This window comes from Nonomuraea sp. NPDC050733 (assembly GCF_040654215.1).
GTDB lineage: Bacteria > Actinomycetota > Actinomycetes > Streptosporangiales > Streptosporangiaceae > Nonomuraea.
The window spans coordinates 1-12,412 of the sequence record NZ_JBFAHO010000059.1; the positions used below are offsets into that span (position 1 = coordinate 1).

The window sequence follows — 12,412 nt, forward strand, 5'->3', positions numbered from 1 at the left end:
TTACATTCCGAACCCGGAAGTTAAGCTTCCCAGCGCCGATGGTACTGCACTCGGGAGGGTGTGGGAGAGTAGGTCACCGCCGGACAATCTTTGATAGGAGAGGGCTCCACCTGGAGCTTCTCGGGCCAGTGATGGTTCCGGGAGGCGGAGGGTGGGGCCCTTTCTTGCGTTGTGCCGGCATAGGCCGTGGGCTGGCATCGGAGTCGTGCCGGCATACGCGTTGGGGCGGCATCGGGGTCGTGCTCGTCTCCGTCCACGCGGTGCGATGCGAGGGAGCCCGTTTCGGGCCGAGTCGATCGGATGGCAAGCCAGCGCGGATGGAAGTAAGCGCATGGGTGGCAAGCCAGCTCGCAGGCTGAGGCCCACCGGCATCACAACGCCCATGTCGCAGAAGACGACGTTGCACCCTAGTCGGTCTCTCCCCACAGGCCGGTGACGACGTTGCACCCAAGCCGGGTCTCTCACCACATGTCAGTGACGACGCTGTGCCCTTGCCGGGTCTCTCGCCACAGGCGGTGCGGTGGCAGGACGTGAGCGAGTACATGTCGCCGCGCGTTGACCAGCGCCCACGGCCGTGTTCCGTGCCCAGACCATGACAGCCGGGCGGGATGCGCGGTGGGGGTACGCGGCGGACATGACGCCGTGCACGGCCTGGCGATGCGCTCGGCGGCCTGGCCGGGGTCGGCCGCGGTGGCGCGCAGTGGGACGGGGATGGCGTCGTCGTCGAAGTCGTCGGAGCCGGTGGCCTCGGCCAGCCAGGTGCAGGCCCGATCCAGCACTGCCCTTTTCTCCGCAGCGGGGCGCGGACCGGGGAGGGTCGTGTGTCCCTCCCAGACAGGGCCGCGTACGAAATGGCGCGTAGACGCGAAAACGCGTTGCCGTAGATGCTCGCCAAAAAGTATGGTTTTGCGCTCGTGATCACAATGGTGGATCGGGTCCTGCCTGCCCGACTCGGGACAGGATTCCGGCGGCTGCTGGCCTCGAGCTGGCTGACCAATCTCGGTGACGGGGTCGCGGCCGCCGCGGGCCCACTGCTGATCGCGACGTTGACCCGTGATCCGCTGATGATTTCGCTGTCGGCACTGGTGGGCTGGGCGCCGCCGCTTCTGTTCAGCCTGTATGCGGGCGTGCTGTCGGATCGGTACAACCGGCGCAGGATCGTGCTCATCGCGAACGCCATGCGGGCCGTGGTGCTGGCGGGGCTCGTCGCGCTCACAGTGACGGGCACAGTGACCGTGGCAACGGCGCTGGTGGCGCTCACACTCCGGTCCATCGCCGAGGTGTTCGCCGACAACGCGACGGCCACGCTGACGCCCATGATGGTCGACAAGGACGATCTCGTCACCGCCAACGCCCGCCTGGGCACGGGATTCATCACGCTCAATCAGCTCGCCGGACCGCCGATCGGCGCGGCACTGTTCGGCCTGGGCTTCACCTGGCCGTTCGCGAGCCAGCTGCTCATGGTGGTGGCGGGAATCATCCTGGTCTCCCGGATCACGTTGCCCTCGCACGGCCGGCAGGCCGACGATCCCAAGCCCGACACCGTACGGGAACTCATCGCCGGGTTCAGCTGGACCATCCGGCACGCGGCAGTCCGCACGCTCGCGCTGACGATCCTGATCTTCAACTTCACGTTCGGCGCGGCCTGGTCGGTTCTCGTCCTCTACACCCAGCAGCAGCTCGGCCTCGGCGCCGTGGGCTTCGGCCTGATGACCACCATCGGCGGGATCGGCGGTCTGATCGGTACCGGTCTGTACGGGGCCATCACCCGCAGGGTGAGCCTCGGCGCCCTGATGCGGATCGGGCTCATCATCGAAACCTTCACTCACCTGGGCTTGGCGCTGACCCATTCGCCGTGGGTCGCCGGGGGCATCTTCCTGGCCTTCGGCGCGCACGCCTTCATATGGGGTACGACCTCGGTCACCGTCCGCCAGCGCGCGGTCCCGCGCGAACTCCAGGGTCGGGTGGGCAGCGTCAACACCATCTGCGTCTACGCCGGTCTGGTGGTCGGCTCGCTGATCGGCGGCGTCCTGGCCACCCGCTTCGGTGTCGCGGCGCCGTTCTGGTTCGCCTTCGGTGGTTCGGCGGTGTTCGTGGTGCTGCTGTGGCGGCAGCTCATGCTCATCTCCCACGACGACTGAGCCATCGTGCGGGGCGCCGTTCCGGGACGGTGTGCCCTCGAAAATGGGCAGCACACCGTCGACGTGTTCGCGCGGGCCCAAAGGGTGTCCGCTCCTGTCCCTGGTGCCTGGGGCGGCCCGTTGGCTGGCATCGGCCCGCAGTCTCGCATCGGCCTGCAGTCTGGCATCGGCCCGTTGCCGCGCACCCGCCCGTTGCCGCGCATCCGGCTGTCGCGTGCGGGTGCTCCTGCGGCCGTGGGAGGGGCTCTTTCGGCACCCTGCGGCGGGTCGCGCACAAGGTCGTATCGGACGTGCCTGTGCGGGGGCTGGGGCGGCTCGTGAGGGCCTGGCGGTGGTGAGTGGCCAGGCTCGGGGGCGGTTGCCGGTCCCCACAGGCCGTGCTCACTGGTTGGCCAGTACCGAATACTCCTCCGATACCCCCAGGGCGACGAGGAAGCGGCCGTCCTGGCGGAGCTTCAGCCACTCCGACAGCCACGGTGTGCCCTCCGGCGCCCAGTGGTACGGCTCGTACATTCCGCCGTCCTCGTCGAAGAAACTGGCCCCGGGCATGTACACCAGGTCGGAGGAGGCTTCGGTGCGTGCGGTGGCGAACTCCATGGTGACGCCGTCACAGACGATCATGGCGACCTTTTCGACGTCGCGTGCGCGATCGGCGTGGGTGCCGGACTCCCGCAGCTCGGCACGCATCTCCACGGCCTCCGGGCAGCGCCTGAAGCGGGCGAGGAACGTGTTGATGTCACCGTTCCAGGTGTAGGCGCGATAGAGGCTGAGGACACATATCGCGGCGAAGTCCTCTTCGTTCTTGGCGTCGTCGTTGCCGCGCCGGCACCGGTCGAGGCCGCTGCGGCCCAGCTCTTTCGCGAGCCGGCCGGTACGGGCGGCCCAGTCCAGGCGCAGTTCGAGGAGTTTCCGGGCGGTGGCCCGGTGCTCGTCCACGGCGGGGGCGTGGGGCGGGATCGTGGGCAGGGCGGAGGGAATCAGGGTGCCCGACGTGAGAACGAGGGCCAGGGCGACGGCCGCTGAGGCCATCGCCACGCCGCCGACGCCGAGCAGCAGCACGACCTGTACGACTTTTCGTGACCGGAGAGGTGTGAGGCTCCTCCGCAGGAGGCTTCCCGGTCCGCTCGTCATCCGCACCGCCGGAACCACCACCCTCGACGCGTCGCGAGTCCGAGTCCGAGTCTGCCGGCTCTGTGGCCGCCCCCTCTGCGTCTGCCCGCCCGGAGTCGGTCTCTTCTGGGTCCGCTGTCTTCGGGGCTGTTGCCCGCGAGTCGGTCCCCTCTGGGCCTGCCGTCGCCGGAGCCGCCCTCTCCGAGCCCGCCCTCTCCGAGCCCGCCCCTTCTGAGCCCGCCCTTTCTCAGCCCGCCCTTTCTGAGTCGGTCCCCGCCGAGTCTGCCCCATCCGGGGCCGTCGTCTCCGGGTCTGCGGTGTCCAGGTCTGCGGTCTCCGGGTGTGCCGTCTTGGGGTGCGTCGCTTCGGGGTGCGTCGTCCTGGGGGCCGGCGTCCGGGCGGGCGTCGGCTTCTGGACCGCCCCCGTCGGGGCTGTCGCCGTCAGGGTCACCGTGTTCCAGCGGGCGGCCACGTCGGACGGTGGGTCGGCTGGGCGCGCCTGTGAGCGTCACACTTCTGAGACGCCTGGGGCAGCCGTGAAGTTCGGCCGGGAACTTCGGCGGGCCGGCGGCTCGTCTGGATGAGTGAGGGCCTGAGAGCCCACAGCGACAGAGGGGGTCCAGATTCACAGGTGTACGGCTGAGGAAAGAGGGGAACGACGTACTAGATATGGAGCTCCCCCGACAGGACCGTCACCGCGTGACCGGCCCGGTGGACTCGGTCCACGGCCGCCCCGGCACGCGGCGTGGGCTCCTGCGGGACGTGACGCTCCGTGAGCCGCGGCCAGGGCCGAAGGGCCGGGGCGGTGTGAAGGTCCGAGGGGCGTTTTCCCGTCCTCACCAGGGTGAGCACTTGGCCGGTGAACGGCTGGATCGTGGCGTGTGGGGATGGTTCGGTGGGGAGGTCGGGATTGCTCGCGTGCACCTCGACAGGGGCGCTGCGGAGTGCTTTTTCCCGTCCGGACGGAACTGTGGTCCTTCTCACTTCCTGGGCCGGAAAATCCATTGTGATCATGAAACCGGTCGTGCGTTTCGCGGTGGGCGTTCCGTCTGCCGTGCTGAATTCGCCCCCTCTGCGGCCCGTGCCGTGCGAATAGCGTTGGGGCGTCTGGACCGAGGTCGAGAACCACCCGAACCAATCGGCACACGGGGACATCTAAGACAGGTGAGGCTCCGCTGCCTGCGTCCATGCGCCGGGAGCGGCTGACTCTGGACGGTGGCCTGCGGCAGGATTACCTAGGAAAGAAGTGTCGGTGAAGGCGTCTACAGTGGCAACGGACGCATGACTCGATGCCTGCGGGGGAGAGATATCCGGGTGAAACCTGGCCGCTTGCCGTACAAAATGGAATTGGTCGTGGGCGTGTCGCATGGCGAACACGGAATCGTCGGTTACCGTCCAATGTGTAGGGACGTGCCGATTACGGTGAGTTCCTGAAGGAAAGGACAAGCCGATGGGGGCTGTGCGCAAGGTGGTGAACTACCTTGGCCTGGGCGGGGTCGACCACTACGACGACCACTACGACGACGAGCAGTACGAAGAGGAGTACATGCCGGCGTCGGAGCGGGCGGCCAGACGGTGGCGGTCGACCGTCGATCCGTCGCGAATCGTGATGGTCCAGCCGCTCAAGTACAACGACGCGCCGATGATCGGTCAGCACTTCCGTGACGGTCAGACGGTGATCATGGACGTGACGGGCATGCCGATGCCCGAGGCGACCCGCATGGTCGACTTCGCGGCCGGTCTGGCCTATGGCTGCGAGGGCCGGATCGAGCGCATCGCCGACCGGGTGTTCCTGCTCGCGCCGGCGCACGTGGAGATCGAGACGTCCTAGGCAGCGCGCGGGCCGCGACGGATCAGCCGGGTGAGCTCGGCGGAGTCGTCGGCGGCCTGCTTGGCGCGTGCGTCCGCCTCGCGGGCGTACGCGTGCAACGCCCAGACGGCCCCGTCGGCGAGCTCCCTGAGCTCGGCGATGCGCGCGGCCACGTAACGGGCGTCCGAGGCGATGGCGGCGCGGCGCCGCCACAGGCGCCACCCCGCCAGCCCGATCAGGGCCACCCCCAGCACGATGAGCGGCCAGCCGATGGCGAGGGCCCCCAGCACGCAGCCGACGCCGGCGACCACCAGACCGACGACCTCCCACGGCCGGCGGCGCGGCAGCGTGCCCTCGGCCGCGATGGCGGCCTCCGCCTCGGCCATGGAGGCCGCGTCGGCCCCCTCGGGGCGCAGCACGATGGGGTGGCCGAGCAGCGGCACGGTGACCGTGTCGGGCGGCTCCAGGCGGCTGTCGGCCTCCAGCTCCTCGGCGACCCCGCGCAGCACCGGCGCGGCCACGTGCAGCGCGATGGCCGTGAGGTGCGGGTCGGCGCCGGGGCGCAGGTCGTCGAGCAAGTGGGTGGTCAGCGACGCCATGGGCCCGGCGGGGCCGCCCAGGCCGACCAGGGACCGCAGCATGGCCAAGGGCTCGTCCTCGGCCCAGGAGGTGACGGGGCTGGCGGCGCTGTTGGTGAGCGGGGTCGCGGCGTCGTGGTCGGACTGCCGGGCCGAGGTGATCTCGGTGCAGCGGGCGCGCAGCCGCGCCAGGCGCGCGGCGGCCTGCGCGGGCCGCGCCAGCTCGGGGATCTCCGCCATCTCGGGGAAGTCGACCAGCGACACGGGCACGACCACGGCGGGCTCGCCGGGCACGAGCGCCTGCACCCACTGCCGTTGGTCGGCATGGTCGGGTACGGCCAGCGCGTCGAGCTTGCGCAGCACGAAGATCTTCCCGGCGGGGCCGTAGGCGCCCCGGGCGGCGGCCAGCCAGAGGGAGCGCTGCCCGTGGGTGACCGGCTGCTCGATGGACAGGTCGCCGAAGGCCGTGCCGAGCCACGAGGCGTGGATGCGGCTGCCGTGGCCGGCGACGGCCAGGGCCAGGCAGAGGAACAGCGCCGTGCGCTGCTGGTCGCGCCCGGCGGCCCTGCTCAGCGGCTCCAGCGGGTCCTCGCCGGAGAGGATCGCCACCAGCGCCTGGACGGCCGGAGGCAGCCAGTTGCCGGGGATGTCGGCGAAGCCGGGTGCGGTAGGAGGAGCGGTGCCGTTGGCGGCCAGGTGAGCCAGCAGCGCCTCGGCGTAACGTCTCAGCTCTTCCGCTGCTTGGGGGCTCGCAGTCAGGTCCGTGCTCAAGGCAGAGAACTCCCCCATTTTCGGCCTCGGTTCATGACCGCGTAAAGCCTAACCGGGGGGCGCGCCAACCCTGGGGAGGCGCGCCCACGTCGATCGGCACGGCGGATGTCACATGCGCTCGGGGACCGGGACGCCCAGCAGGCCGAGCCCGGTCTCCAGGACGCGCAGGGTGAGCGCGCACAGCGCCAGCCGGGAGGCGCGCGTGTCGGCGTCGACGCCTTCCTTCAGCACCGGGCACTCCTCGAAGAAGGTGGTGAAGGCGGTGGCGGTGGCGTAGATGAACGCGCACAGCCGGTGCGGCTCGTTCGACTCGGCCACCTTCTCCACGGCCGCCCCGAACCCGAGGAGCTGGAGAGCCAGCGCTCGCTCGGCCGGGTGGCCGAGGACGATCGGGCCGGTGGCGTCGGCCGGGTCCACGTCGCCCTTGCGGAAGATGGAGCGGATGCGGGCCTGGGCGTACTGGAGGTAGGGGGCCGTGTTGCCGGTGAGGCCGAGCATGCGGTCGAAGTCGAAGACGTACTCGCTGTCGTGGCTGATCGACAGGTCGGCGTACTTGACCGCGCCCATGCCCACGGCGCGGGCGATCTCCGCCCGCGTCGCCTCGTCGTAGTCGCGGTCGGCGATGACCACCGACGCCCGGTCCACCGCCTCCTGGAGCAGGTCCATCAGCTTGACCGACTCGCCGGAGCGGGTCTTGAAGCGGCGGCCGTCCTTGCCGAGCATCATGCCGATCTGGACGTGCTCGGCCGAGACGGTGTCGGGCAGCCAGCCGGCCTGCTCCGCGGCGGCGAACACCATGCGGAAGTGCAGGGCCTGGTCGGCGCCGACCACGTAGAGGATGCGGTCGGCCTTGAGGTCGTGCACCCGGTAGCGGATGGCCGCCATGTCGGTGGAGGCGTAGCCGTAGCCGCCGTCGCTCTTGCGGATGATGAGCGGCAGCGGCTTGTCGTCGGAGCCGGTGAAGCCGGGCGGGAACAGGCACAGCGCGCCCTCGCTCAGCACCGCGACCCCGGCGGCCTCCAGGTCGTCGCAGGTCTTCTGGAGCATCGGGTTGTACATGCTCTCGCCGGCGATGTCGGCGTCGGTCAGAGTGACGCCGAGCATGCCGTAGACCTTGTTGAAGTAGCGGACGGTGGCGTCCATGAAGACGTGCCAGAGCCGCAGCGTCTCGGGGTCGCCCGACTGGAGCGTGGTCACCCGCGCGCGCGAGCGGGTCTTGAACGTCTCGTCGCCGTCGAACTTCTGCCGCGCGGCCTGGTAGTACTCGGTGCCCATGCCGGCTTCGAGCTGCGCGACCGCGGCCTCCTCGCCGATGTCGAGCAGGTGCTCGATGAGCATGCCGAACGGCGTGCCCCAGTCGCCCAGGTGGTTCTGCCGGATGACCGTGTTGCCCAGGTGCTCGTGGACGCGGGCCAGCGAGTCGCCCACGATCGTGGTGCGCAGGTGGCCGACGTGCATCTCCTTGGCCGCGTTGGGCGCGGAGTAGTCGATCACGATGGTCTGCGCGGGCGTGACCGTGCCGACGCCGCGGCGCGGGTCGTCCAGCATGCGGCCGGCCTCGCCGGCGATCCACGTGTCGTCGAGCGTGATGTTGAGGAACCCGGGGCCGCTGACCTCGACCGTGCCGGGGAAGTCGGACAGCTCGGCGGCAAGGGCCTCGGCGACCTCCCGCGGGGACCGTCGCAGGCGCTTGGCCAGGCTCATCGCGACGTTCGCCTGGAAGTCGGCGAACTGGGACGGCCGGATCAGCGGGTCTGCGTCGGCGTGCTCGGCGCCGAACGCCGCGGCCAGCGCCTGCTGGACGCGCTCGGTGAGCACCATCTGCGGGTCGGTCATGGTCTAAGGGTACCGGCGAGCCTGACCGTGACGCTGATCGCGAGGGTGATCACCACGGAGGCCACCACGGCGATGCCGACGGCGGTCAGGCCGTCGCCCAGATTGCCGGGCTCCAGGGCGAAGAACTCACGGACCAACGGGATGGACAGCGCCCCGGCGAACAGCACCGCCATGGCGGCGACCAGGCCCACCCGCAGCCAGGTGAGGGGTCGGGCGATGAGCACGAGCACCCACCAGGTCGTCAGGAACAGGGTGATCACCGCGGAGGTGCGGTCCTGGTTCAGGGTGGAGGTCCCGCTGTGCGCGGCCCAGAACGCCAGCAGCATCGCCGCCGCGCACAGCACCCCGGCCGGTACGGCGAAGCGCAGCACGCGGGGCACGAACCCGGGTCGCGAGCGCTCCAGCGTGGGCGCCAGGGCCAGGAAGAACGCCGGGATGCCGATGGTCAGCGCGTTGACTAACGTGGAGTGCCGGGGCGCGAACGGGAACATGAGCCCCAGGACCCCGGTCGCCAGCGACAGCGCGATCGCGTAGAAGGTCTTGGTGAGGAACAGGTTGGAGACCCGCTCGATGTTGGCCAGCACCCGGCGGCCCTCGCCGACGACGTGCGGCAGCGTGGCGAAGGCGTTGTCGAGCAGCACCACCTGGGCGACGGCCTTGGTGGCGGGGCTGCCCGCGCCCATCGCGATGCCGAGGTCGGCGTCCTTGAGCGCGAGCACGTCGTTGACGCCGTCGCCGGTCATCGCGACGGTGTGACCGCGCGCCTGAAGCGCGCCGACGAACAGCCGCTTCTGCCGCGGGGTGACCCGGCCGAAGACGGCGTTGGCCGCGAGCATGTCGGCGAGCTTGTCCGGGTCGTCCTCCGGCAGGGTGCGGGCGTCGACGGCGCGGTCGCCGTCGGGGATGCCGAGGCCGGTGGCGATGGCGGAGACGGCCTCGGGGTTGTCGCCCGAGATGACCTTGACGGTGACGCCCTGGCGGGCGAAGTAGCTCAGGGTCTCGTGGGCGTCGGGGCGGATGCGCTGCTGGAGCGTGACGAGCGCGACGCACTCGACGGCCGCGTCCGGGTCGCCCCGTTCGGCGGCGGCCAGGTCGTGGGTGCGGCAGAGGGCGAGCACCCGGGCGCCGGTGGAGGCCAGCGCGGCGGCCCGCTCGTAGCCCTCGCCGTCGTCGAGCAGCACGTCCGGAGCGCCGAGCAGCCACGCGCCGCGATCGCCGAAGTCGGCGCCGCTCCACTTGCGCGCCGAGGAGAACGGCACGGAGGCCGTGGCCGTCCAGCCGCCGGGCGTCGCGGGATAGCGCACCTGTACGGCCTGGGCGGTGGCGTTGGGCCGCTGGTCGAGGTTGGCCAGTGCGGCGAGCGCGTCGTCCACGGGATGCCCGTCGCCGATCGGGAGGACCTCGCCGAGGTCCATGCCGCCCGCGGTGAGGGTGCCGGTCTTGTCCAGGCACAGCACGTCGACCCTGGCCAGGCCCTCGATCGCGGGCAGCTCCTGGACCAGGCACCTGCGGCGGCCCAGCCGGACGACGCCCACGGCGAAGGCGATCGAGGTCATCAGCACCAGACCTTCGGGGATCATGGTGACGATGCCGGCGACCGCTCCGGTGATGGCGGTGCCGAAGTCGCCGGAGTTGCGGAGCTGGCTGTAGATCAGCAGCGCGCCGATCGGGATGACCAGCCAGGTGATGTACTTGATGAAGTTGGCGACGCCCTGGCGCAGCTCGGAGTGGGCGAGGTGGAACTTGCTGGCCTCCTCGGCGAGCCGTACCGCGTAGGCGTCGGTGCCGACGTGGGTGGCGACGAACGCGCCGGAGCCCGCGACGGCGAAGCTGCCCGACAGGACCCGGTCACCGGGCCGCTTGTGCACCGGGTCGGCCTCGCCGGTCAGCAGCGACTCGTCGATCTCCAGCCCGTCGGACTCGACGACCTCGCCGTCGACGAGCAGCCGGTCGCCGGACCCGAGCAGGACGAGGTCGCCGAGCACCACGTCCTGTGGTTGGACCTCCTGGTCGTGGCCGTCGCGGCAGACCCTGACAGGCTCCTCGTTGATGACGGCCAGGCGGTCGAGCGTGCGCTTGGCGCGTACCTCCTGGACGATGCCGATCAGCGCGTTGGCCACGATGACCAGGCCGAACAGGCTGTCCTGCCACTGTCCGAAGATCAGGATGAGCGCCCACAGGACGCCGATGACGAAGTTGAACAGCGTGAAGACGTTGGCCCTGATGATGGCGCCGAAGGACCGGCTCGACCGGCGCGGGACGATGTTCCGCTTCGCCTGGGCGGCCTGTGCCGCGGTGAGCCCTCGCACGCGTTCCCCCGTTCGTGTCCCCCGATCGTGCGGACGCGCCAAAGACTACGGGTTCACCAGAGCCGGTGTGATCGCGGAGCGACGGCGATCCGCTCGCCCACCCGGTCCACGATGCCACCGGCCGACAGGTCCGCGGCGAGCTCGCAGGCCGCGCTGATGCCCTGTGACCTGGACGAGCCGTGCGCGATGACCACGGTGCCGTTGAGGCCGAGCAGGACGGCGCCGCCGTGGGCCTCGGCGTCGAGGCGCTGGCGCAGGTCGCGGATGCGGGAGCGCTGCAGGAACGCGCCGAGCCGGGCCGCCGGGCTCTCGCCGATGGCCTCGCCGAGCTGGTGGAAGGCGTAGCGGACGGTGCCCTCCATGGTCTTGAGCGCGACGTTGCCGGTGAAGCCGTCGGCGGTGATCACGTCGACGGCGCCGGTGAGCAGGTCGTGGCCCTCGATGTTGCCGGTGAAGTTCAGGCCGGGGGCGTTCTGGAGCAGCTCGTGGGCGCGCTTGACGAGCTTGTTGCCCTTCTCGGCCTCGGCGCCGATGGTCAGCAGGCCGACCTTCGGCTGGGCGATGCCGTGGGCCAGCTCCGCGTACGCCGTGCCGAGATGGGCGAACTGCACCAGCATCTCCGGCTTGGCGTCGGAGTTGGCTCCGGCGTCGACGAGCAGCGTCGGGTGGGGCCGGGTGGGCAGGGCGACGGCGATGGCGGGCCGCAGGACGCCCTGCTGGGGCTTGAGGCGCAGCCGGCCGGTGGCCACGATGCCGCCGGTCGAGCCCGCGGACACCACGGCGGACGCGTCGCCCCGGCGTACGAGGTGGCAGGCGATCGCGATGCTCGAACGGGGGCGGCGCAGGCTGGCCAGCGCGCCCTCGTCCATCGCGAGGACCTCCTCGGCCCGCACGATGGGGATCTCCTTGGTGGCGTCATGGTCGGCGAGGGCCTCGTACAGGATGCGCGGCGGTCCGACCAGTACGACCTCCAGCCCGCGCTCGCGCACGGCGTGCACCGCTCCCGCGACGATCTCGTGGGGGGCGTGGTCGCCGCCCATGGCGTCGAGCGCGATCGGCTTGCTGTCGGACACTGGGTCACCTCGTACGGCGTGCGTGCCCGCCGTGAGGCTCGCCGAACGCGGGCTCGGCGAGCCCGCGGTCGCAGGCGGGACGCTTGCCAGGCTAGCCGGTGGTCCCGGTGGCCGATCCGCCGGGAGAGGACGGGATCAGCGCAGGTTCCAGTCCGTGACGCCGCGGGACACGATCACCTTCGAGAACATCGACACGCCGGTGATCCGGATGAGCGGCCCGTCGCCGTCCGAGCCGCCCGACACGTTGCGCTTGCCGAAGGTGGAGCTGCCCTCGTCGATGACGTGGGCGTTGTCGGGGACGCGCACGATGAGCTTGGAGAAGCGGGCGTCGCACTCGAGAGTGACCTCGCGGCCGGGGAGCACGGCGTCGGACAGGTCGATGATCATCGCGCCGAAGGTCGCCACCAGCCTGGTGTGCCGTGAGGCGACCCAGCGACCCTTCCGAATGATCTTGCTGAACGTGGAGCGGATCGTCTGCTGCTCCACGGCCTCCGGCGCCCGGGAGGCGGTCACGTCCGGCAGGTCCCCGGTGAGGGGAACGAGCTCGCCGACGGTCTTGGCCGTGTAGGCGGCTTCGAGGCGGTCCGCGTGCTCCACGCTGGTGAGCCGGCCGGTGGCGAGCGCCTCGCCCAGCACGGCGGCCACGCGGTCGCGGTCGGTGTCGGAGGCGCGCAGCGCGGGATCATGGGTCACGTCGTCAGTGTAGCCATTAACGCGATATGTCGCGAGATGCTCTTCTGAAATCTCCCGGCGACTCGGCGGAACCGAATCCCGGGTTTGCAAC

At 70.7% G+C, this 12,412-nt stretch carries 9 protein-coding genes and 1 rRNA gene; 3 read left to right on the forward strand and 7 right to left on the reverse strand.

Annotated features, from left to right (window positions below; genetic code table 11):
* A 5S ribosomal RNA gene (gene rrf, locus AB0H64_RS42160) occupies positions 1 to 85 on the forward strand; the annotation flags it as partial.
* A gap of 376 nt (positions 86 to 461) precedes the next feature.
* Here the strand turns inward: rrf and AB0H64_RS42165 are convergent.
* Complete coding sequence (locus AB0H64_RS42165) at positions 462 to 779, reverse strand: hypothetical protein (protein ID WP_357636819.1); 318 nt, start codon at positions 777 to 779, stop codon at positions 462 to 464.
* Positions 780 to 884: 105 nt separating this feature from the next.
* Here AB0H64_RS42165 and AB0H64_RS42170 point away from each other — a divergent pair, with 105 nt between their 5' ends.
* Positions 885 to 2,141, forward strand: a complete 1,257-nt coding sequence (locus AB0H64_RS42170; RefSeq protein ID WP_357636822.1) for an MFS transporter — start codon at positions 885 to 887, stop codon at positions 2,139 to 2,141.
* A gap of 381 nt (positions 2,142 to 2,522) precedes the next feature.
* Here the strand turns inward: AB0H64_RS42170 and AB0H64_RS42175 are convergent, their stop codons facing one another.
* Positions 2,523 to 3,200: a hypothetical protein gene (locus tag AB0H64_RS42175; RefSeq protein WP_357636825.1), complete on the reverse strand. Its 678-nt coding sequence runs from the start codon at positions 3,198 to 3,200 to the stop codon at positions 2,523 to 2,525.
* 1,501 nt (positions 3,201 to 4,701) lie between these two features.
* Here AB0H64_RS42175 and AB0H64_RS42180 point away from each other — a divergent pair.
* Entirely contained in the window at positions 4,702 to 5,082 is a 381-nt protein-coding gene (locus tag AB0H64_RS42180; RefSeq protein WP_310716361.1) for a cell division protein SepF, read from the forward strand.
* On the opposite strand, the gene AB0H64_RS42185 is transcribed toward AB0H64_RS42180, so the two are convergent.
* From AB0H64_RS42185 to AB0H64_RS42205, 5 genes are all read right to left on the reverse strand, one after another.
* On the reverse strand, positions 5,079 to 6,410 hold the full coding sequence (locus AB0H64_RS42185) for a hypothetical protein (RefSeq protein WP_357636828.1): 1,332 nt from the start codon (positions 6,408 to 6,410) through the stop codon (positions 5,079 to 5,081). The genes AB0H64_RS42180 and AB0H64_RS42185 overlap by 4 nt on opposite strands.
* A gap of 108 nt (positions 6,411 to 6,518) precedes the next feature.
* Positions 6,519 to 8,246 carry an arginine--tRNA ligase gene (gene argS / locus AB0H64_RS42190; protein ID WP_357636830.1) on the reverse strand — a complete coding sequence of 576 codons (1,728 nt, stop codon included), beginning with the start codon at positions 8,244 to 8,246 and terminating at the stop codon, positions 6,519 to 6,521.
* Positions 8,243 to 10,555, reverse strand: coding sequence for an HAD-IC family P-type ATPase (locus AB0H64_RS42195; RefSeq protein ID WP_357636832.1), 2,313 nt, complete (start codon positions 10,553 to 10,555; stop codon positions 8,243 to 8,245). The genes argS and AB0H64_RS42195 overlap by 4 nt, the downstream gene beginning before the upstream one ends.
* A 53-nt stretch (positions 10,556 to 10,608) precedes the next feature.
* Positions 10,609 to 11,628 (reverse strand): phosphate acyltransferase PlsX, encoded by a 1,020-nt coding sequence (plsX, locus tag AB0H64_RS42200; protein WP_357636833.1) that lies wholly within the window; start codon positions 11,626 to 11,628, stop codon positions 10,609 to 10,611.
* 135 nt (positions 11,629 to 11,763) lie between these two features.
* Entirely contained in the window at positions 11,764 to 12,321 is a 558-nt protein-coding gene (locus AB0H64_RS42205; protein ID WP_357636835.1) for a DUF1707 domain-containing protein, read from the reverse strand.
* Positions 12,322 to 12,412: the final 91 nt, after the last annotated feature.